Origin of the sequence: Nocardia sp. NPDC050713, assembly GCF_040654315.1 — a bacterium.
GTDB lineage: Bacteria > Actinomycetota > Actinomycetes > Mycobacteriales > Mycobacteriaceae > Nocardia.
In genome coordinates, this window is the sequence record NZ_JBFAHS010000004.1 from 273,680 (window position 1) to 296,778 (window position 23,099).

General features: G+C 68.9%; 9 protein-coding genes (1 of these 9 cut by a window edge). 6 read left to right on the forward strand and 3 right to left on the reverse strand.

Translation table 11 applies throughout. The annotated features are described in order from the left end of the window. Positions 1-14,630 carry the 5' portion of an SDR family NAD(P)-dependent oxidoreductase gene (locus AB0H49_RS10265; protein WP_357249571.1) on the reverse strand. The gene continues 6,919 nt to the left of window position 1, outside the view, so the window shows 14,630 of its 21,549 coding nt (coding positions 1-14,630); its start codon is at positions 14,628-14,630; the stop codon falls past the left edge of the window. A gap of 1,103 nt (positions 14,631-15,733) precedes the next feature. Beyond that, positions 15,734-16,678, reverse strand: a complete 945-nt coding sequence (locus AB0H49_RS10270) for a MerR family transcriptional regulator (protein ID WP_357249574.1) — start codon at positions 16,676-16,678, stop codon at positions 15,734-15,736. 80 nt (positions 16,679-16,758) lie between these two features. On the opposite strand from AB0H49_RS10270, the gene AB0H49_RS10275 reads away from it, so the two are divergent. Further along, positions 16,759-17,394: a maleylpyruvate isomerase family mycothiol-dependent enzyme gene (locus AB0H49_RS10275; protein ID WP_355002779.1), complete on the forward strand. Its 636-nt coding sequence runs from the start codon at positions 16,759-16,761 to the stop codon at positions 17,392-17,394. Between the two features lies 1 nt (position 17,395). On the opposite strand, the gene AB0H49_RS10280 is transcribed toward AB0H49_RS10275, so the two are convergent. Continuing rightward, the gene (locus AB0H49_RS10280; protein ID WP_355002780.1) at positions 17,396-17,653 is read right to left on the reverse strand and encodes a three-helix bundle dimerization domain-containing protein; all 258 of its coding nucleotides are present in this window, start codon (positions 17,651-17,653) and stop codon (positions 17,396-17,398) included. 152 nt (positions 17,654-17,805) lie between these two features. Here AB0H49_RS10280 and AB0H49_RS10285 point away from each other — a divergent pair, with 152 nt between their 5' ends. The 5 genes from AB0H49_RS10285 to AB0H49_RS10305 all read left to right on the forward strand — a co-directional run bounded on the left by AB0H49_RS10285 (position 17,806) and on the right by AB0H49_RS10305 (position 22,093). Next, positions 17,806-18,282, forward strand: coding sequence for a nuclear transport factor 2 family protein (locus AB0H49_RS10285; RefSeq protein ID WP_357249578.1), 477 nt, complete (start codon positions 17,806-17,808; stop codon positions 18,280-18,282). Between the two features lie 127 nt (positions 18,283-18,409). Next, complete coding sequence (locus AB0H49_RS10290; protein ID WP_355002782.1) at positions 18,410-19,501, forward strand: YncE family protein; 1,092 nt, start codon at positions 18,410-18,412, stop codon at positions 19,499-19,501. A 250-nt stretch (positions 19,502-19,751) separates the two neighbouring features. Further along, positions 19,752-19,928, forward strand: a complete 177-nt coding sequence (locus tag AB0H49_RS10295) for a hypothetical protein (protein ID WP_357249582.1) — start codon at positions 19,752-19,754, stop codon at positions 19,926-19,928. Positions 19,929-20,006: 78 nt separating this feature from the next. After that, positions 20,007-21,053, forward strand: coding sequence for an aminotransferase class V-fold PLP-dependent enzyme (locus AB0H49_RS10300; protein ID WP_357249585.1), 1,047 nt, complete (start codon positions 20,007-20,009; stop codon positions 21,051-21,053). An 86-nt stretch (positions 21,054-21,139) separates the two neighbouring features. Then, positions 21,140-22,093 (forward strand): SGNH/GDSL hydrolase family protein, encoded by a 954-nt coding sequence (locus tag AB0H49_RS10305; RefSeq protein WP_357249588.1) that lies wholly within the window; start codon positions 21,140-21,142, stop codon positions 22,091-22,093. Positions 22,094-23,099 lie beyond the last annotated feature (1,006 nt).

The following is a 23,099-nucleotide window of genomic DNA, read 5'->3' on the forward strand; positions in this document are numbered from 1 at the left end:
AACCCGAACCCGCTGCCGGGCCGCGCCACCGCGCATTGCGCGCCCGAGGCCCGCAGGCGAGCCGCGATAGCGTCGCCCGGTCCGTCCGCGGCGCCGACGACGAGCCAGCGGCCCACCGCGGCGCCGGATGCGACCGGCCCGGCGTCCTGCCAGGCCATCCGGTAGACGTCCCGGAGCGCCGCGTCGCCGCGCGTACTTTCGGTGGCCATCCGCATCACTCGCAGACCGTCCGCGATCAGCACCGGAGCACCCTCCTCGTCGAGCAGTCGAACCTCGGCGACACACAGCTGTGGCGTCTGCTCGAGGACGCGCACCTGAGCGAATCGGACTCGCCCACCCACGGCTCCAACGCTCACCCGATCGATGGCAAGGGGCACCCAGGTGTGCCGCTCCCCCGTCTGCGGCGCCATCGCGGCATAGGTCGCCTGGAAGGCCGCATCGAGCACGGCAGGATGCACCATGTCGGCGCCGGGATCGGTATCGGGATCCGACAGCCTGACCACGGCTTCTCGATCACCGGTCCGGACCTCGACGACGCGCCGGAACGCGGGACCGTAGTGCAGACCGGCCGCGGCGAGCATCCGATAGAAGTCGTCGGCGGATTGCCGTGCGGCGCAACGATTCAGCAGATCGGCGAGGGTGACTTCGGCGGCGGTTCGGATGGCGGCGGCGCTGACCTGCGCACGGGCGTGGGTGCGCCAGCCGTCCGCCGTTCGGCTCGCGACCTCCACGGCGAGACCATCGGGATCGGGCGCGAACCGCACCTGAACGGGATGGTCCTTCGTGATCGTCAGACCGCTGGCGATCACGAGATCCTCGATCGCGACGACCTCGGCGCCGGTCACCTCCCGCGCCGTCGCCACGATGGTGGCGACGAACCAAGCGGCGGGAACCACCACATCGCGATCGACCACGTGATCGGCCAGATAGTGCGGTGCGGCTGGGGCGAGGGTCAGGGCGAAATGCGTGGAATCCCCCGGCAAATCGAGACGACGCGGGACGTAGGGAAGGGGCGTGTTCACTCCTGCTGCCTGCGCGGTAGCGGTCGATCGAAGACCGGCATCTCCGGGGCGGTGTGTGGTCGCGTCGTGTTCGTCCGAGCCGAGCGCCCGCGCCCTCTGCGGCTGATCGGCCCAGTAGCGCTGCCGCTGGAAAGGGTAGGTCGGAGCGAGTATCCGTCGCCGTGCGTGCGGCCGGTGCACGCGTTCCCAATCGATGGTCACCCCGCCGACATAGAGCTGCGCCAGCGCATTCGCCGTCATCTCCCGGTCGTCGCGGCCGCGACGCAGTGCTGCGACAAACCTCGCGGTGCTCTCGATCGCACGACCGCCCAGCGTGGAAAGTGTCGGCTGCGGCCCTATTTCGAGGAATACGCCGATACCGAGTTCCTCGAGGGCCCGCATTCCCTCGGCGAAGCGAACCGGCTGCCGAGCATGTGTCGCCCAGTACTCTGCGGTGAGCTCTCCGGCGCACAAAGGCGCGCCGGTGACATTCGAGATCAGCGGGATCGCGGGGTCCCGCCACACGATGCGCCGGGCGGCGTCGGCCAGATCGTCGAGAATCGGGTCCATCAGCGGTGAATGGAACGCATGCGACACATCGAGGGCGCTCGCGCGAATTCCCGCTGCTGCCACATCATCGCGCAGCAGCTCGAGTGCGCGGCGCGGTCCGGCGACGACGATCTGAGCCGGGCTGTTGAATCCGGCGATCGCCACCGCGGGCTCGTAGCGTTCGAGCAGCCGGGCGATCGTCGCCGGATCGGCCTCGACCGCCAGCATCGCGCCGCCATCCGGCAGGCTCTGCATCAGTCTGCCGCGGACGGCGATCAACCGCAGCGCATCGTCTACCTGCATCGCCCCTGCCGCGCACGCGGCCACATATTCGCCGACACTGTGGCCGAGCACCGCGGCGGGCGTAATCCCCCAGTCGCGCCACATCTCCCACAGCGCCCACTCCACCGCGAACAGCACCGGCTGGGTGAACACAGTCCGGCTGAGGACCTCCGCGGACCCACGGTCGGCGTACAAGGCATCGAGAAGTCCGATACCGTCCGCGATCGGCCCCAGGACATCATCGCAGTGCCGCAGCGCCCGCCGGAACACCGGTTCGGACTCGAACAACCCCCGGGCCATACCCGGATATTGCGATCCCTGCCCGGTGAACAGCAGTGCGACCTTCGGTGCGGCCGAGGTCCGCTCGACCCGGCCGCGCACCGCGGACCGCATATCCGCTGCCGCAGCGCGCAATCGAGCGGCGGCGGCGTCCGCCGTTTCGGCGACCACCGCCAGGCGCTCCTCGAAGTGGGTGCGCCCGCTCGCGGCGGTGTAAGCGAAATCGGCTAGCTCGCCACCGCTCCCACCCAACCGGTCCGCCCAGCGCTTCGCCGACTCGACCAGTGCGACGTCGTCACGTGCCGACAGCACCAGTACCTGCGGCGCCGAATCAGACGGGGTACGAGCCGATTCCGGTGCTGGCTGCCGCAGAATGAGGTGTGCATTGGTACCGCTCATTCCGAACGAGCTGATACCGACCGTGCGGCCATGACCGGTCTCCGGCCACGCACGGGGCTCCCGCACAACCTCCAGCGGCAGCGCCGACCAGTCGATCAGCGGATTCGGCGTGTGGAAATGCAGGCTCGGCGGGATCTTCGCGTGCTGCATCATCAGCACGGCCTTGATCACACCTGCGACACCGGCCGCCGCTTCGGTGTGCCCGATGTTGGTCTTGACCGAACCGATCAGCAATGGCGCGGCGCGGTTCTCGCCGTAGACCTCGGCAAGCGCCGTCGCCTCGATCGGATCACCCAATGGTGTGCCGGTGCCGTGAGCTTCCACGTAGTCGACCTCATCGGGTCGAATTCCGGCCTGTGCCAAGGCATCGCGGATGACCCGCTGCTGGGCCGGTCCGTTGGGCGCGGTGAGCCCATTGGACCGGCCGTCATGATTCACCCCGATGCCGTGAACAACCGCGAGCACCTGGTCGCCGCGCCTGCGGGCCGCGGACAGCCGCGTCAGCACCAGGACACCGCAACCGTCCGCGCGGACATAGCCATTGGCATCGGCGTCGAATGCCCGCGAACGGCCGTCGGGCGACAACGACGCGAGACGGCAGAACCCGATCGTGGTCTCCGGGGCCAGCTGCAGATTGACGCCGCCAACCAGTGCCAGATCGCAGCGCCCCGCCCGCAGGCCGTCCCACGCCGACTGCACGGCGACCAGCGACGAGGAGCACGCCGTGTCGAGGGTGACCGCCGGACCCTGCAACCCGAGCGCGTAGGCCACCCGCCCGGCTGCGACGCTCGGCGCCGAACCGATCACCGAGTAGGCGCCGATCGAGACCGGATCCGTTGCCTGTGTCGGTGTTCCGGCGTACTCACTGAAGCACAAGCCGACGAACACACCGGTCCGGCTGCCCGCCAAACTTCCCGGCGCCCGTCCGGACCGCTCCAGCGCCTCCCAGCTCGTTTCTAGGAGCAGCCGCTGCTGTGGATCCATGGCCCTGGCCTCGGCCGCGCCGATGCCGAAGAAGGCGGGATCGAATTCGTCGGCGCCGTCGACGAATCCACCCCACCGCGTGTACATCGTGCCGAGGGCGGCGGGGTCCGGATCGTAGAAGGCGTCGACGTCCCACCGCTGCGGCGGCACCTCGGTGATCGCGTCCCGGCCCGCCCACAGCATGTCCCAGAACTCCTCCGGGGTACGGACGCCGCCCGGGAACCGGCAGGCCATGCCGACGATAACGATCGGGTCGTCGTCCTCCTCGCCGATGGGCGCGGCGTCAGGGGCGTCTCGGTCGCGACGGACGGCGCTCGCGACCCGGTAACCGCTCTTCGGGCGTTCGGGGTGACCTGCGCGGTCCGAATGATCGAGCTGACCCGCACCGTTGGAGTCGTTGAGCCGGTATTCGCTCTTCGGGCGGTCGAGATGATCCGCACGGTCCGAATGGTCCGCCTGACCCGCACCGTTGGAGTGATCGACCCGGTAGTCAGTATCTTTGTGCTGCAACAACTTCGCGATATCACGCACGGTCGGATAGTCGAAGACGAGTCCGACGGGTAGAGGTGCGCCGATCTCAGCTGCCAACGCGGCGCGCAACTCCATCCCGGTGAGCGAGTCGACACCGATGTCGTGCAACGGCATATCGGGATCGATTTCGGTGGTCCGATCGAGTACGCGCATCGCGACTCGCTGCACGACCGCTATCCAGGGAGCCGTATCGCTCTGCGTATCAGTGCTTCCCGAAGGACTCCGCCCCGCCGTCTGCCGCGAAGTGGTATCAGCATCGGTAGGTTGCGTGTCTCGCATCGACTCCCGTTTCGCTTCCATGGCTGTACCGCGGCCCGGATAAGCGCGGTACCAACGATCGGCCGCGAAATCGAAGACGCCGGGACAAGGACTGTCGACCGTCAGCAATCGGTCCAACGCCGCGGTGGCGTCCGTCGCACGCAGCGGCGGCAGCCCCCGTCGATCGAGTCGCCGCGTGAGCTCGGGTCGCCCCGCGGCCATCCCGACATCGGCAAAGGGTCCCCACGCGATGCTCAGCGCGGGCAGCCCGTCGGCGCGCCGCCGCCACGCCAATGCGTCCAGTGCCGCGTTGGCGGCGGCATAGTTCGCTTGCCCCGGAGTGCCGAGCCAACCCGCGACCGACGAATAGGTGATGAACAGGTCCAGTTCCATGCCGCGTGTCAACTCGTCCAGGTGTCGGGCCGCAAGGTATTTCGGTCCGAGGACGGCCTGGAAACGAGGCCAGGACAATTCGGTGGCGACACCGTCGTCGAGCACGCCCGCGCAATGGACAACGCCACGCAGCGGTGGCAACCCCGATTCATCGATCTCGGCCAGCAGCTCGGCCACCGCTTCCCGGTGCGCGACGTCGACTCGACGGGACACCACGCGAACGCCGTCGGCACGCAGCGAAGCCATGAGCCGTTCACCCGCGTCGTCCGGTCCGCGCCTGCCGACCAGCAGCAGCGTGCGCGCCCCGTGTGCGGCGAGCCACCGTGCCGCTGCCGCGCCGAGTCCGCCGAATCCCCCCGTGACCAGGTAGGTGCCGGTGCCCACGACAGTTCGGGCGCCGTCGGTAGCCTGATGGGTGGTCCTGCCTCGCAGCACAATCGGGCTCGCGTGATGACGCTGCCACATGGCACTGAACGCGGTCTCCGCGTCGTCCGCCTCGTGCACCGCCGGTTGCCAGGCGGCCAACGTACCGTTGCCGAGCAGTTCCAGCACCGTGCGCAAGATCGTGCCCAGACGTTCCGGACCGGCCGAAGCCGGGTCGACCACTCGGTAATCGATGCCGTGCCCGGCCGGTCCCCCGTGCTCTCGCCGAGACTGACCTGGATCATCGATGTCGATGAATCGGCCGCGCGGGCCGACGATTTCCGCGGCACGCGTGGTGAACTCACCGGCGATCGCGTTGAGGACGATATCGGCTCCCCGGCCGCCGGTGAGCGCGTGGAGTTGGTCGGCGAGGCCGTGCACGCGCCAGGTGTCGACCTGCGGGATATCGAGTCCGACGCCCGCCGCCCATCGACCGAGGGCGCGGGTGCCGAGCACGTGCGCCCCCGCCCACGCGGCCAACCGCACCGCCGCCATGCCGATTCCGTCCGCGGGAGCGTGCACCAGCACGTGTTCGCCCGCGCGCAGACCCGCCACCTCGAACAGTCCGTACCACGCGGTCACGAACGCGGCCGGGATGCTCGCGCCTTCGGTGAACGTCATCGCCTCGGGCAGCGGAGCCACCAGCCGGTGGTCCACCGTGACGTAGCGCGCGAAACTGCCACTCGCCAATGCCACCACCCGATCACCGACGCGGAATTCGGTGACGCCGTCGCCCAGCGCGGTGACATAGCCCGAGCATTCCATGCCGAGCGGCGCGGGGGCGTCCGGGTGAGTGCCCAGCGCCAGCCATAGGTCACGGGCGTTCAGACCGGTGGCTTCGACCGCGATTTCCACTTCGCCCGCCTCCGGCGCGGGACGGGCGGTCGAATCCCAGTGCAGTCGGCCGAGATCACCGGATCGGTGGGCCCTCAGGCGGTAGTTGGCCGCCACATCCGAATCCACCACTCCGTCCACCAGGTGGGCGGCGAGCCACCGGCCATCCCGGACGGCGAGTTCACGGTCTTCGATCCCGCTGACCAAGCCATCGATGACCAGCGCCACGTCGACGGCACGGTCCGCCTCCAGATCGACCAACCGACAACCGAATTCGGGATGCTCCGTGGCGAGGGCGCGCCCCAGCCCCCACATCAATGCCTGCTCGGGGTCGGGGCGGTCGGAGTTCGAGACGCGTTGGGCACCCACAGTGAACAAACACAGCGTGGACGGCACGCGACCGACACCGTCCAGCGAGCGAGCGAGTCGCAGCACCGTGCCGACCCGGACCGCCGCGGAACCGGTGGTCCACGCGTAGGCGATGCCACCCAGCGGTGCTCCGGCGAGGAATTCCTCGAGGTTCGCCTCGGCGGGATCGACCGACAGCCCTCGGCCGAGAACATCTTCCGGGCGAACCACGCGTGTCCGGATATTCCGCGCCGACAGCCCGGCGGCGACGGCATCCCCCGCCGGTCCGTCGCTGAACACCAGCCATCGACCTGCCGAGTCCTGGCCTGTGGAGAACTGTTCACCGATCGGTGTCCACTCGAGATGATGGAGCAGCCGATCGACCTGGGCTGCCGCCTGCTCGGGACCAGCGGACTCCACGCGCACGCCCGAGGTTCGCCCCACCCGTGGGGTGTCGGTACCCGCGGCCGCGATGAGGCACGCGCCGCCGATCGTCGCGATCGTGCGTCCGGCACTGTCGATCAGCATCGCGTCACCGGCGATCACTCGCTCGCTGCGATCGGTCACCCGAACGTGGCAGCGGAGACGGTCGCCGACGGCAACCGCACTGCTGGACAGCGTGATTCGATCAATCGAAGCAGGCAGAAACAGCCCGTCCGGATCGGCGGTCAACACGATGCTGTGCAAACAGGCGTCGAGCAGAACCGGATCGAGCGAACCCGACTCGCTCGTAGCGAACGACCGCAGCGAGGTCTCGGATTCGGTGGCGCTGATCCGCCGGAACGCGGCGGCACACCGGTAGTCCTCGCCCAACCACAGACCCAGCTCCGCCACCCGGTCGTAGTAGGAAGGCCAGACCGCGAGAGCCTCCGCGCTGTCGACGTAGTCGCCGCCGCGATACGGAACAGACCCCGCATCGCCGCCGATCGCCCGCAACGCCGCCCGAGCGAAGGTGGTTGGTTCACCGCCGCCGGAGTCACTGAGGAACCGCACTTCGTATCCGCTCGCCGCAGGCTCCATCCGCACCTCGACCGCACCGGCGGACCGGACCGCGAGCGGCGAGGTCAGCCTCAGCCGGGTGACCTCCCACCGATCGGCGCCGGGCAGTTCAGCCGCGATCCCGGCGAGTCGCGCGCCCACCCAAGCGGCGGGAACCGTTGGCACACCGTGCAACCGATGGCCACTGAACATCCCCGGCTCGACCACCAACACCCTGGTCGACAACCCGCCGACCGGCGGTGCAGGCGCAACGTCATCGACCGACCCTGGGCGCGTCGGATTGTCGACCTGGCGCGAAGGGGCGCGGTCATGGACCGACCGCGGGAATGACCGATCGTCGGGCGCGAGGTCATCGACCGGCCGCGAGGCCCCGAGGTCGAGCCAATGCCGCTTCCGCTGGAACGGATACGTCGGCAGTTCGATTCGCCGCCATGGTCGTTCGGAATACAGTGTGTGCCAATCGATATCGGCTCCTTCGACGTACCGACGCGCTGTCGCCGCCGACTCGCCGGAGCCGGTGGCCAGGTCCGCGACCGTGCCTGCGGCGCTGCTCCCGGTCGCCACCGACTCGAGGGCCGCGCGCAGTTGTGCGGCGGTGTCGACGACGATCGCCACTCGGGCGGCGAAATGCGTGCGGCCGGTATTCGCCGAGGCGCAGAGGTCACGAAGTCCGGTGTCGGGGTGTGCGGTCAGGAAATCCAGGTATCGAGTGGCCAGGCCACGCAATGCGTCCGCACTCTTCGCGGACAGGGCCAGCAGGTGCTCGCCCGCATCGTCGGGAGTGTCGGCGTGCGAAACAGCAGGGGGTTCTTCGAGTACCACGTGCGCATTCGTCCCGCTGATACCGAACGCGCTCACCCCCGCCCGGCGTGGCCGTGACGAGCGCGGCCACGCCCGTTCTTCGGCGACGACCCGCACATTGATGTCGTCCCAATCGATGTGCGGATTCCCGGACCGGAAATGCAGGGACGGTGGAATCCGGTCGTGTCGCATGGACTCGACCACCTTGATGATGTTGGCGATTCCGGCCGCGGCCTGGGTGTGCCCGATATTCGATTTCACCGAGCCGATCAATAGCGGTGCGCTGCCGAGCCGTTCGCCGGTCAGCGCCGAGGCGAGCGCGTTCACTTCGATCGGATCGCCGAGCGCCGTTCCCGTGCCGTGCGTCTCGACATAGTCGATATCCGCCGCCGTCAGCGTCGCGTCCGCCAGCGCCGCCCGGATAACCCTTTCCTGCGCGGGCCCATTCGGCGCGCTCAAGCCCTGGCTGCGGCCATCGGAATTGACCGCCGAGCCCCGCACCAGGGCAAGTACCCGATCGCCATCGCGGCGCGCGTCCGACAATCGTTTGAGCACAAGCGTTCCCGCACCGTCGCTCCACACCACACCGTCGGCGCGGGCATCGAAACTCTTACACCGCCCGTCCGCGGCCAGCCCGCGCGCCCGCGCGAAGTAGATGTCGAGCGAGGGTGTCAGCACCACGGTCGCACCGCACGCCAGCGCCAGATCGCTTTCCCCGCGCCGGAGGCTCTGCACCGCCAGATGCACGGTCACCAGCGACGAGGAACACGCGGTATCGATGGTCAGACTCGGACCGTTGGCGCCGAAGAAATACGACAGCCGCCCCGAAGCGACACTCGCCAGATTCCCCGTGCCGAACCAAGCATTCGGCGCCACGTCGGCCCGCGCCATCCGCTCCGCGTAGTCGGTCGACATCAAACCGACGAACACTCCGGTACGACTGCCCGCCAGCCGGTCGGCTGGATACCCCGCGTGCTCCAATGCTTCCCAGGATGTTTCGAGCAACAACCGCTGCTGCGGATCGAGCATCCGCGCCTCGCCGACCGAAATATCGAAAAACCCGGCATCGAACTCTTCGATACCATCGACGAACCCGCCCCACCGGGTATATGTCTTCCCCTCGGCATCCGGATCCGCATCGAAGTACGTCTCGACATCCCACCGATCCGCGGGAACCTCGGTCACGGCGTCGACTTTCTCCGACATCAGCCGCCATAGGTCCCCGGGCGCCCGGACCCCGCCCGGATACCGGCATCCCATCCCGATAATCGCGATCGCGTCGTCGTACTCACTCGATCCGGCGACATCCTGCTCCCGCGGGCCCGCAACCTCGGGCCGCCCGCCCTGTTCCGGCTGCGCACAGGCGGTGCGCCGATCGGCTCCGAGGGTCGCGGTCGTGGTGCGATCCTCGAGTTCATCCGTCGCTGTCGCGGACTCGGCTTCCTCGGCTGCGGCGAACGTCGCGGTGCGGTCGAGGTCGTGCACTGCCACGGCGGTTGCGCGTGACAGGGGCTGTTCGGCGGCGAGCCGGGCGATTTCGTCCGCGACGGCGGCAACAGTCGGGTGGTCGAAGAGCAGTGTGGCGGGCAGCCGGACCCCGAGTTCGGAGGACAAGGTGTTCCGAAGTTCCACTGCCATCATCGAATCCAGGCCGAACTCGCGCAGTGGCGTGCGGTCGGCGACCGGTGTCTTGCGGCCCAGCGCGGTGGTGGCATGGGCGCGAACCACCGTCAGGAAGTCCGGCATCGGGGGGTGCGCGGCTTGCGTGGCCGCCATCGGTCGGGTGGCCGCGGCCGGCTGGGTCGCGTCGGGCGGCGGGCTCGAGGTGGAGGACGGGTAGACCGCTACGACGCCGTCAACGGCCAACAGCGACTTCAGGGTTCGCGCTCCGTCCTCGACATCGAGCTGTGCCACGCCGTGGCGCTCCCAGGCGCGGCGGGCCGCCGCGTTCAGGCCGCGTGCCATGCCGGTGCCTGCCCACGGCCCCCATTGAATGCTCAGGGCCGGCAGGCCACTGGCGATCCGGACTCGGGCGAGTGCGTCGAGATAGGCGTTGGCGGCCGCGTAGTTCCCTTGTCCGGCGATGCCAACGGTGGCGCTGACCGAGGAGAACAGCACGAAAAGGTCGAGCGAATGGGCAGCGGTGAGCTCGTGCAGATTCCAGGCACCCAGCGCCTTGCCCACGAATACCCGGCGCACCCGCTCGGGCGACTGCTCGATCAACAGCGCGTCGTCCAGCGCCCCGGCACAGTGCACGACCCCGGCAAGCCGAGGAAGCTCGCCACCGAATCGGGAAATCAAGGCAGACAGCGCCTCTCGATCAGCGACATCGACCAGCACCGTTTCGACCCGCGCGCCGAGCGCCGCGATATCCGCGATCACCGCCGCGGCCTGCGCATTCGGACTATGCCTGCCCGCCAGCACCACTGTTCCGGCACCTGCCTCGGCGAGTACGCGGCCCGCGAGCAGACCCAACGCACCGAGCCCGCCGGTGATCAAATATGCTGCGGTCCTGTGAAGTTCCGTAGCGCCGCGGAACTCCGGGAGACGCGGCACATAAAGCCCGTTGTCGCGCTCCGCGGCGCCAAGGCCGTCCAGTCCTGTTACGTCGGCGGGCGCCACCACGCGTGGCGAATAGCGATCCCGTCCCCGCAGCGCGATCGCGGGATCGGCGGCAGCGGCGAGGAGTTCCGCGACGAGCCGGCGGTCATCGGATCGAGCGCGATCCGGCAGATCGATCGAACGGCAGCGCAACTCCGGAAGTTCGGTACGCACCACCGCCCCGAGTCCGCACAGCGCGGCCGCGGCCGGACGCACTCGCTCATCCGACGCTACCGCGACGCCAGCGGTGGTGACCAGGTACAGCGGTCCGTGGTGCGCGTTTCGGGCCAGGGCTTGTACGACTTCAAGGGCGAGCTCGGTTTCGATACGCGCGGTGATCGCGCTGTCGTCCGCTTCGGCGTCACCGAGATGGACAACCGCCCGACCGCCATCGGCGAGCATCCCCGCGATGGCGGCCCGGTCGGCCGTCCGCTCGATCGCCACGGCCGGGTGACCCGCCGCGCGAAGCGCCTCGGCCAGCCGATCGGCCTGCTCACCGGTCCCGATGATCAGCCACGAATCCGGTGCGGCCACACCGGGTTCGACCATCGTTCGCTCCCAGCTCGGGAGATGGATCAGGGTGGGCATGACGGCCCGATCGTGCGCCGTTCGACCGAATCCGGTCTTCGCGAACCACACATCTTCGATATCGCAGATGAGGTCGCCGTCGGTATCGAAGACCCGGACCCGATTCGTTCGTCCGGTGCGGGTGGCGAGCGCCAACGCCGTCTCGACCTCGTCCGTGCGGTAGACGCGCAATCTGCCGATACCGACCGGCAATTGGCCGGAATCCCCCTGCCGGGTCACCAACGCGAGGCCGGTTTGCACGGCGGCGTCGAGCAGACACGGCAGCAGCGCCTCAGGTTCGCCGGCCAGCTCGACGGGGCGAGACAGCTCGGCCAGCATGAAATGACCACCGGCGCGCAGCTGTCTGATCCAGCGAAAACGGGGGCCGAACGTCAGGCCCGCCTCGGCGCAGTTCCGATAGAACTCGTCGACGTCCCATTCCGCCGCGTCGCCGCGTTCGGCCGCGGCGAGGTCGTCCATGCTCTCCGGCCGCGGCGGCTCGGCGCGCACCGCCGACGCGGAAACAGCCGCCGCTTTCCCGGTTTCGACGGAGAACCTGATATCGATCCGATCGCCCGTGGCGTCGACCACCGGCGCCGCGAGCTGCTCCAGCGGAACCGGCTGTGCGACAAGGAAATCGACCAGCTCATGGTCTGCTCCCGCAGCCCGCAGTGCCGCCCACGCCAGATATGCCGCGGGCACTACCGGCCGATCCTGGAACCGATGTTCGGCGAGGTACCCGGTGTCCGTCGACGCATCGGCACTCAGCGGCAACGCCAGCCGCTCCCGTTCGAACGGGTAGGTCGGCAGTCCGTTCCGTCGCCGCGCCCCCTCCGGTACCACCGCTGCCCAGTTGATATCCGCTCCGGCACAGTAGATCTCGCCGAGGCTCGTCAGGATCATCGTGTCGTCGGACGAGGAGCGCCGCTGGCTCGGCAGCCACATCGCCTCGGGATCCACCTGTCGCCCGAAGTCCAGCAGCACCGGATGCGGCCCCACTTCGAGGTACGCGTCCACGCCGAAGTCGGCTACCGCCTGTATTCCCTCCGCGAAACGCACCGTTGCGCGCGCATGTTCGCGCCAGTACCCCGCATCCATAGCTGCGGCCTCGATCGATTTTCCGGTCACATTGGACACCAGTGGTATCGAGGTGACCCGGGACGCCCCTGTCACCAGCTCGGCCACCTTCGCTTCGAAGTCGTCGAGAATCGGGTCGAGCACTGGCGAATGGAACGCTGTCGTGCCGGGCAAGGAGACGGTACGGATGACACGCTCGGCAGCCACGTCTCGGACTCGCTGTACGGCGGCCTCCGTGCCCGAGACGACGAACTGCCGCCGCCCGTTGACAGCCGCCACCGACAGGCTCGACGCGAGTTCACCGAGCAGATCTGTGAACTCGCCCTCCGCGGCGAACACCGCGGCCATCGCGCCCCGCCGCGGTACCGCTTGCATCAGCCGCCCACGCTCGGCCGCCAGCCGCAACCCTTCTTCGAGGTCGAGAGCTCCAGCCACCGTCGCCGCCACCAGCTCGCCGAGACTGTGCCCGAGCACCACATCCGGGCGAATCCCCCACGCGGCCCACAGTTCGACGCACGACCACTCGAACGCGAACAGCGCCGGCTGGGCGTACTCGGTGCGCGTCAGCACCTCGTCGCTCACTTCGAACAGCAGCGACCGCAGCCGCAGGCCACCGGGCAGCACACCGAGGATGTCGTCACAGCGATCCACGGCCGCCCGGAAGTCCGGGTGACGGTGGTACAGCGGCGCGCCCATGCCCGCGTACTGCGAGCCCTGACCGGTGAACAGCATGGCGACCCGGGGATTTCGCCGATCTTCGGGCAAACCGGTGCGCCCTTGCGGCGCCGCGAGTCCACGCACCGCCTCGGCCGAGGTCGATGCGACGATCGCACGCCGGTGCGCGAAGTGCGCTCGCCCGAGCGTCGCGGTGGCGCCGATGTCGGTGAGCGGCAGCTCCGTGCGGGCCAGCAGCGAACCGTACCGCGCGGTGAGTGCCTCGAGGGCCGTGGCGGTCCGGGCCGAAAAAGCAAGCACCGCAGGCGTTTCAGCGGTGGTGCCGATTTCGTCGACCGCGGCCGCCGCCTCGAGTACCACGTGCGCGTTCGTCCCGGCGAACCCGAACGAACTCACACCGGCCAGCCGCGGCCGGTCCGCCTCCGGCCACTCGACATCGCGGGTCGGCACCGCCAATGCCGTACCGTCGAGCGCGATTCGCGGGTTCATCGTGTCGAATTCGTGCTGGCGCGGGATCCGGCCCCGCTGCAACAGCAGTACGGTCTTGATCAGTCCCGCGATCCCCGCGGCCGCTTCCAGATGTCCGATCTGCGACTTCACCGAGCCGAGCAGGCACATCGAGTTGTCGGAGCGCGGCGCACCCAGAACCTCGGACAGCGCTTCGATTTCGATCGGATCTCCGAGTGGGGTTCCTGTTCCGTGGGTCTCGACATAGCCGATCCGCGCCGCGTCGCAACCCGCGTCGGCGAGGGCCTCACGCAGCAACTCCCGCTGTGCCACGGGATTCGGCGCGGTCAGTCCCATCGAACGGCCATCGTGGTTCACGCTCGAGCCTCGGATGAGTGCACGTATTTCATCGCCGTCCGCGATCGCCCGCGAAAGCGGCTTGAGCACAATCACGCCCGCGCCCTCGCCGCGCACATACCCGTTCGCCCGTGCGTCGAACGGCCGGCACCGGCCATCGGCTGACAGCGCGCCCATCCGGGACAGCGCCGCCGAAGTCAGTTCGGACTGCAGCAAATTCACGCCACCGGCCAATGCGACGTCGCACTCCCCCGAACGCAGGCTGCGACACGCTTGGTGCACGGCGACCAGGGACGACGAACAGGCGGTGTCGAGAGCAACGGCGGGACCGCGCAAGCCGAGCAAATAAGCCACCCGTCCCGCAACGATGCTCGACATCGTTCCGGTGAGTGTGTGCGCGTCGACCGACCGCACCCAGTCCGGCGTGATGGTCCGCTGGTACTCCTGCCAGCTGACGCCCAAGAAGACGCCGGTTCTGGCCGCCGCTAGGCTGCCGGGCGAAATCGCAGCGTCTTCCATTGCCTCCCAGGCGACTTCGAGCACAAGACGTTGTTGCGGATCCATCGCGGCGGCCTCCCGCGGCGCGATTCCGAAGAATTCGGCGTCGATCGCGTCGATCGACGCGTCGAGCAAACCGGCCCTGCGCAGCCCGCTCGGCTGCGCCGTATCGGTGATCGGCCACCGATCCGGGGGCACGTCGACGATGGCGGCGCGCCCGGATATCACCAGGTCCCAGTAGCTATCCGGACTCTGCGCTCCACCGGGGAACCGGCAGCCGATCCCCACGACGGCGATCGGTTCGTGCGCGTGCTGCTCCGCCTCCAACTCCTGAATCCGACGTAGTGCCCGCGTCAGTAGGGCCCGTAGGCCATACCCATCATCCGCCATATGTGCCGCCAACCAACATCACGCCAAAGTTGTGACGAGCAACATACGACGACCCTGGTTTGGCGTCAATTGCTATGGGCATGCACAAAATTAACCAAAGTTACCGACTGGTAGCTGATTGCTCAGCGAATGATGTTTGCTGAGGTTCAAGATTCGCGTTCGAAAGACTGCGCGAGAGTCGTACCGTGAGCGCGTCTTTCGATGGATCGCCGGCTCCGGACCAGTCGACCGCAGCGCAGAGTCGCTGCCGATTTGCTCAAATCGTCTCGGACAGAGGCGGTTTCGGGTCTCGCCAGTTCGCCGTGTAGTCAAATCTTGAATCATCCATCACAGGGCGCGGTTGGGCGGTGGGAACCATTCGATCTGGCACACAACAGTTTTCGACTCGGATCTACAATTCCTATCCGAATGGACCCTGTTCGAACAGTGCGCTCAGGAGAGGCGGCATGGGGGAGGCCGACGAAGGGCTCGAAGTCACCTACCGCCGCTCATCAGCGTGCGCGCGCCCCGCGGACAACACCGGATGTAGCCCCGAATGCGTTGATGGACAACGGACCAGTAGCCGGAGTCGCCAGGCAAGTGGACCCGAAGTCTTTGGCGCGCATAGGCGAAGGGTCGTCGACCGTCGTTCGACAAACGACATCGAGCCCCTTCCGGCCGCACCGGTGGCGAAGATTGACCACGAGTTAGCAGTACCCCGATAGACGGGCAGGACGGCGGCGCTGACCGTCCCCGCGCGAGTGTGCGCCGCGGTGGCCCAGACGCTGCTCGGGTTCTCCTCCGAGGCCCGTCGGCCGATCTCGGCGCTGCCGATGACCGGGCTCCTCGAGTCTCGGAGCCACCGTCACCCACACGACTCCGGCATCGAACTCGCCGAAGCCCTGGCCACGGTCACCGGTCGACCCCGCCCCCGCTCGTACCCCGCGCCATCCGCTCGCGTCGAGGGTGAGTTCGAGCCGCTGGTGCGGGCGTTGTTGGCGCGATCACCCAATGATGGTGCCGAATGGAATCAGCGGCGCGGATCCGCTTCCGTCCGTCTGTCACGAACCATCGGTCGGGCGCGCCCACCCGTCGGTGGACACCGACTGACGGAGCGCCTCGAACAGCCAACCATGCGCGCGCCCAGTGCTTATGGGTGTGCCGGTCACCGTTTCGGTCAGCGCCCAGTACCGGTCGATGCGCTGATCCGCGTCCGTGGCGCCGACGAGCAACTGCCGCCGAAAAGCCGGGGTGTCGCACACATCGCGCGCCTCGGCGTGGGCGGCGACGAATCGGTCGAGTTCGGCGCCCGGGCGCGGACGATCTCCGGCGGTCAGCACCGCGATCACCGCACCACACGCTTCCCCGACGCCGTCCAGCAGCCCGCGCCGGTCGCGCACGGGACCTGTACGCCAGATCTGTTGCCGCACAGCCCTATACAGCGCGGGGTCCGCGACCAGCGTGGTCATCTCGGCATAGGCGAGTACCTGCTCCACCCCCGGATCGACGGGCGGCGGCGGGATATCCATCGACACGAGCCCGTCGAACTGCTCCACCGCCATCGGAGCGAGAATTCCACGCCAGAAACGCACCAGCGCGTCGTGGGCGGTCCCGCCGTCCGCGGCGCCCGCCAGCATCGCGAGCGTCGCCTCCCGCTCACCGGGAGCCGCCGCCTCGACCGCACGCAAAGACGCACGCCGCCAGGATAGTTCGCGAAACGAACGCTCCACGACGTCCCGCTCCTCGGCCACCGCATCGTCCAACGACCGGCGACCGTTCAAGACATCGCCGATGGCCTCGAGCCCCAGCCCGAGCGCACGCAGCCTGCGGATCGTCGTCACCCGCTCGATCGCCGCGCCCGCCTCGAACAGCCGATGACCACCCGCGCTGCGTCGCGCCTCCACCAGCCCCTCGTCGCTGTAGAACCGGACCGTGCGCACGGAAAGCCCCGTCGCTTCGGCCAATTCGCCGATACCGATCTCACGCCGCCGTGTGTCTCCGCTCACAGTCCCTTGAACCTCCACCCGACTGGAGTTCCTACCGTACGCCCGGGCCGAATCCCGGACCCGTACGGAAGGAGAGAACGATGACGGAGGACATCTGGCGCGCCGTCGCCCGCGAGCGCACCGAACTGGCCGAAATGCTCACGGCGCTACCAGAATCCGCGTGGCAGCGACCATCGCTGTGTGCGGGATGGCGGGTCGCGGACGTCGTGGCGCACGTGGTGCTGTCCAGCAGCGCGACCCTCGGCGCGCTTCTGGTGAACTTGGTCCGTGCCCGCGGCGACATCAACCGCCTGACACACGACACCGCCGTCCGGCTCGCCGACAGGTCGAGCCCGCAGGACTTGCTCGCCGAACTCCGCGGCGCCATCGATTCCCGCTTCACCCCGGTCGGCACGACTCCCGCCGACCGCCTCATGGACCTGTTGGTGCACGGCCAAGACATCGCCGTCCCGCTCGACCTGCACCGGGAGATGCCCGTAGCCGCCGCGCGCTTCTCGCTGGACCGGGTGTGGACGATGGGTTGGCCGTTCCATGCGCGACGGAAGCTGTCCGGCTACCGCCTCACCGCGACCGACACCGGCTGGCACGCGGGCGCGGGACCGGAAGTCGCCGGACCGGTCTCCGCGCTGCTGCTGCTCGCGACCGGACGCGAAGCGGCCTTGGACCGGCTGACTGGTCCCGGCGTCGCGGGGTTGGCCGCTCGGCTACGAGCGTGACCTACGCAGAGGATTTGGCTTCGGCCAACGCCTGCAGCCATTCCCGGGTGTAGCGCTCGGCGAGCAGGGGCAGGAAGTTGTCGAAGGTGGCGTCGTCGGCGATGTGGTCGTAGGCGGCTTGGAGGAACTGCTCGATGGCGGCGTCGGGCGCGACGCCTTCGAACTCCTTCTCCAGGCGGGCCGCGGCGGTCTGCAGCGCATGCCGCTGGTCGACCGACGGTTCGGCGGGGCGATCGGCGGGCACGGGCGTCTCGGTCACGGCTCCTCCTCGTGACGGGGATGTGCACGGCAGTGGGCGCGGATCGGTTCCGCACCCGCATGTCGGTTACCCATTCGGGGAGCGGGAATCACCCCGGCCACGAATGAGAACACGTTCTTGTCCAGCCGGTCGTGTCGTGCCAGGCTGAGCGGATGGATCTCGCCGCCGTCGAAGCCGTGCGCCAGCTGAAGTACCGGTACTTCCGGACCTTGGATCTCAAGCTCTGGGCGGAGTTCGCCGACACCCTCGCCGTCGACGCGGTCGGGCGGTACGGCACGCACGCGCTCGGCGAGCCGCTCGTCCTGGACGGCCGCGAAGCGATCACCGACTTCATGCGCCAGAACGTCGGACCAGCGATCCTCACCGTGCACATCGCCAACCACCCCGAGATCACCGTCGACGGCGACACCGCGACCGGCTCGTGGGCCTTCGAGGACACCGTCATCGCCACCGAATACGGTGTATTGATCCGCGGCGCGGGGTATTACTCCGATCGCTACCGCCGCGACACCGACGGGCGGTGGCGCATCACCGAGACCGGCTACCGACGGATCTACGAGTCGAGCCAGTCGCTCGCCGACACACCGAGTCACCGACTGCTCAGCAACATGTGGGCCGACAAGGCCTGAGGCGCCTCCGAACAACACCGGAACACGCGAAATCCGGACCAATACGCCCCGGTAGCGCGGCAACCGCTTGCGGCGGCGGCGATTACGCGGAATAGTCCGTTCGGATACCCACCAGAAAGGTCCCACGATGGCAAACCGGTTCCGGCGGCGATCGTCGCGCGCGTTGGCGCTCGCCGCAGCCGCTCTGTCGCTGCTCGCGCCGACCGCCGGGGCCGCCGATACCGGGCCGCTGGCCTACATCCCGGTGGCGGGCGAGGGCACGGTGGTCGTGGTCGACACCTCGACCGACCGGATCGTGGGCCGAGTCGAAGGAGTCGGACCGCAGGCCTCCGCGGTGACGGCCTCGCGGGACGGACAGCACCTCTACGTTCAGGCGTTCAACCCACCGTTCATCGGCGCCGACGACATAGCTGTCATCGACCGCGCCACCGACAGCGTTACCGCCCGCATCCCGATCAGCGGCACCGACGGCATGACGCGACCTATCACCGATCCGGTCCGGGACCTCGTCTACGTCGTCACCGCCCGCCCGTCCATCGACGTGCTGAGCACGACATCCAACACCCTGGTCCGGTCGATGCCGCTGCCGTCGCTCGCGCTCGCCGCCGCCATCGCGCCGGACGGTGAACGCCTCTACGCGGTGTTCGCCGACTCGACCGCGGCGGCGTTCGACCCCGAGAGCGGATTCCAGCTCGGCGAACGCATTCAGATCGACGGCTCGGTGCCCGCGTTCGCCGCGGTATCCCCCGACGGCCGCAAGCTGTACGCGATGAACGCGCTCGGCGACAACGTCTCGGTGATCGACACGGCGTCCTGGCAGCGGCTCGGCGCCATCGCGCTCCCGGCGGGCAGCGCCCCGGTCTCGGGTGCGTTCAGTCCGGACGGCGATCGGCTGCTGGTGGCCACGCCGGGCGCGAACGCGGTCCAGGTCGTCGACGTGGCGGCCGATCGCGTGACGGGCACCGTCCCGGTGGACGCGCCGGTCTCGGTCGGCTTCACCGCCGACGGCACCAAGCTCTACGTGGGCAGCCTCGGGCCGCAGTCCGCACCGGTCGTCTCCCCTATCGCCGGGTTCGATCCGGCCTCGCTGCTTCAGCCCCTCGTGCGGGCGAGCAACCGGCCGAGCTCGGTGATCCCGTTCGACGCGGCCGCACTGCGGCCCAGCGGATCGCCCATCGCCACCGGCGCGGCCCCCGGCGCGGGCGCCTTCCCGAGCTGAGTCCGCCTCGCCCGATCGGTCCCTGCGGATAGTCTCGTCGGAGACCATCGAGGAGGCGACGGGTGCCCGCAATCCCGCTGATCGGCCGGGACCATCCGGCGGTCGCTGCTGCGGGAAACGGTGGGCGGCGGTCGACGCGCTGACCACCGCGGCGCTGCTCGGTCGCGAGTTCACCGCTCCGGCCCTCGCCGCCACCACCGGCCGCGCCGATTCCACCGACCTGTTGGCGACCGCCGTGCGGGCTCGGCTCATGATCAACGACGAGGACCGCTACGCCTTCGCCCACGACCTGATCCGCGAGACGCCGCTCGCCCGCCTCGGTCCGGCCGAGGCCAGGGCGCGGCACAGGGCGATCCTCGCGCCCGAACGCCTCCCGGGCCGACTGTGCAACGAGGCGCGGCGGGCACTACTCGCTGACAGGCATTGAGGCTCCCTCGCACAGAACGGTCCACTTTCGGGCTGCTGGCGCTGGACGGAATGGAATCGCCGTCGCATGCTGCACAACATGTCCTCGTTAGCGCCCAATGAATTCCGTTCCGAGACCACCTATCTCAACACCGCCTCGTACGGACTGCCTTCCCGGCGGGCGCTGACCGCGACAGCCGAGGCCAACGCCCGCTGGGCCGCGGGAAGGGGCGGCCCGATGACCGATGACGCGCTGGTGCCCGAGCTGCGCGCGAAGTTCGCCAGGCTGCTGACGGGCGCGCAGCCGGACCACATCGCGCTCGGCAGCGGCGTCGCGGGGCTCGTCGGTCCGGTGGCCGCGGCGCTGCCACCCGGCGCGGAGGTGTTGCTCGCGACGGGCGAATTCGCCTCGGTGTCCATGGCTTTCGTGCATCGCCGCGATCTGGCGGTGCGGGTGGTTCCGCTGGCGGAGCTGGCCGCGCAGGTGCGACCAGAGACCGCGCTCGTGGCGGTCAGCGTCGTGCAGTCCGCCGACGGCCGGATCACCGATCTAACCGAACTCCGCGTCGCCACCGCGGCCAACGGCGCCCGGCTGCTGGTCGACGCCACCCAGGCCGCCGGTTGGCTACCGCTGAATTTCGCCGACGCCGACTACTGGGTCTGCGCGACCTTCAAATGGCTGATCGGCGCGCGCAGCACAGCGTTCTTCGCCGCCACACCCGAGGCCGCCGCCGACGTGCGTCCGATCGGACCGAGCTGGTACGCGGCCGAGGACCGATGGGCCGAGCTCTACGATCCACGCGCGCTGGCCGCCACGACACGCCGCTTCGACGCGACACCCGACTGGCTGGGCGTCGTCGCCGCGTCCGCCGGTCTGAGCCTGATCGAGGAGCTGACCGTCGAGAAGATCAACGCGCACAACCTGGATCTGGCCGACCGTTTCCGTGCGGGCCTCGCCGAGCTCGGCCGGGAACCGGGGCCGGGTCGTTCGGCGATCGTCGTGGTTCCCGGCGCCGCCGATCTCGCGCCGCGGTTGGAGAGGGCGGATGTCGTCGTGTCGGCCAGGGCGGGGGCGTTGCGGTTCGCGTTTCACCTCTACAACGACGAGAGTGACGTGGATCGTGCGCTCGAGGCGCTGGTCATTTGAGCGCGACCCTGGATCGCTGAGAGACGAACTCCAGACGCGCCGGATCCGAGCAGACGATTCCGCCGCCGATTTGCCCGGGGCCGGACATGGTGTCCAGGGAGGGACTCGACGTCACTTGCTCCGGCGCCACAACCGCCAACATCCTGGACGAGCCACAGCGCCTGCCCGTCGGGCCGGTGATGCCGCCGCAGATCGGCGCGGTCACACCGGACACCGAACTGGTCACGATAACCGTCGGCGGCAACGACCTCGGCCTGATCGGCGGCATGATCGCGCGCAGTTGCGGTCCCGGTCTCGTCGGCGCGCTCCCCGCCGTCTCCTTCCTCGCCTCGGAGCTTTGCGCGAGCGTCCTCGGCGATTCCGCCGAGCCCACCGCAGCCGATTTCGAACGGGTACAAGGATCGATCGCCGATGTCGTGCGCGCCGTCCAGTCGAAAGCGCCGAACGCGACCGTCCTGCTCGTCGAATACCTGCCAGTTGTGGATCGTGACGGCACCGTCTGCACGAAAGTGCCTCTCTCCCAATCGGATGCGAAAGCCGCGCGACGCGCCTACGAAGGCCTGGTCGCCGCGTCCCGCGCCGCCGCCCTCGAGACCGGCGCGACGACCGTGGCGGCTCCGAACGCCGACGACCACCATGCCTGCGCCGCGACCCCCTGGACCTACGGCTTCAACAGCCCCCTCGACTCTGACGCACCAGACGTCGGTCTCATCGCCACCATCGCCAGCTCCTACCACCCGAACGGGCATGAGCGCCATCGCCGACCATCTCGCCCGCACTGCGTCAACTCCCCAACCACCATTCGACTACGGTCGATAGGGAAATGGATTCGACGCAGCGGTAGTAGTGTCGCTGTCGCACCGTTCCCACCCGCCCGGCCGGTAGACCCACCGTTCACCGCTGCCGTCTCGGGCAACGTAGGTGGCACCGATGGGGAGGTCTGTGACCTCACCGCTGTAGTACGCCAGCCGGAGCATGTCGACGGCCAGCCAGTACGCATAGTGGGCGGCCATCGATTCCCACTCCGCGCGTTCGAGTGACGTCATGAAATGCTCGTCGCGGCTGAGAGCGTCCCCGTGCTTGCAAGTCCAGTACAGCACCCGTTCCGGGCCGCTGTAGCCGCGTGGCACCAGCTCGCGCGCAGCGCCGCAGGTGGAACACGGAATCACCGGGTGCGGTGCGAATCGGTCCATCATCCAATGCAAGTCGATAATGCTGTGCTCGGTGTCGCGGCTGCCGCTGCCCCCGCCGGGAGTCAGGCAATCTGGACACCGCATGTCCCTGAAACCGTCACCGGTATCCGGCCACCCGGCAGGCCACTGCGCGCCGCATCGCAAGCACCGGAACTTACCGCGCTGTGGTGCGGTCACCGAGAACTGGGTTGTGAATCCCGGCTTGTCGCGCAACGGGCCCGAATAGCCCGGATACGTGCCCAGTTCCCCGCGCGGCCACGCGCCGGCCCGCTCCTGCGGCCACAGCAGCCCGATGACCTCACTCACCGTGCGCCGGTCCCAGACCGCGCCGGGCCGTGCCGGAAGCCCGGCCGCGTTGAGCTGGCTGGCGAGGTCATCGACATCCGCGGCGAAAGACGCGTTCCGCTTAGCGAGTTCCCATACGCCTGCCTCGCTGTATCCGGCGCGTGTCGCCGCTGGTATGTTCGCCCACTGCAACGCGATTCGAATCCGGTGCTGGCGGTAGCGCTCGGTTTCGGCGCGAACCTGCAGCGCTGCCTGTTCGTCCGCACTGCCCGGCCACTGATCGACAGACCGGTCGCCGTACACCCGGCGTGGCATTACCGCCAGCGTGCCCGCGCCTGGCGGAACCAAATCCTCCTCGTGGTAGCGAGCCAGACGACGCCCCGCACGTCTATCGAGCTCGGCGAACGCCGCCTTCGCCTCGGCGATCGACTGCTTGCTCAGCTTCTGCGCGTCTTCCGGCGGCCGGAATTGCTTCCCGCCAACTTCTTTCGACATCGCCTCCCCGCCCTGCGGCATCCTGCCCATCGTGCAACGGTAACGGTAGGCGCCCCTGGCTTCGAGCCCTGCT

Coding starts and splice junctions, on each gene's coding strand:
- AB0H49_RS10275 (WP_355002779.1), top strand. CDS start 16,759: ATGACGGAGGACATCTGGCGCGCCGTCGCCCGCGAGCGCACCGAACTG.
- AB0H49_RS10305 (WP_357249588.1), top strand. CDS start 21,140: ATGGTGTCCAGGGAGGGACTCGACGTCACTTGCTCCGGCGCCACAACC.
- AB0H49_RS10285 (WP_357249578.1), top strand. CDS start 17,806: ATGGATCTCGCCGCCGTCGAAGCCGTGCGCCAGCTGAAGTACCGGTAC.
- AB0H49_RS10300 (WP_357249585.1), top strand. CDS start 20,007: ATGTCCTCGTTAGCGCCCAATGAATTCCGTTCCGAGACCACCTATCTC.
- AB0H49_RS10295 (WP_357249582.1), top strand. CDS start 19,752: ATGATCAACGACGAGGACCGCTACGCCTTCGCCCACGACCTGATCCGC.
- AB0H49_RS10290 (WP_355002782.1), top strand. CDS start 18,410: ATGGCAAACCGGTTCCGGCGGCGATCGTCGCGCGCGTTGGCGCTCGCC.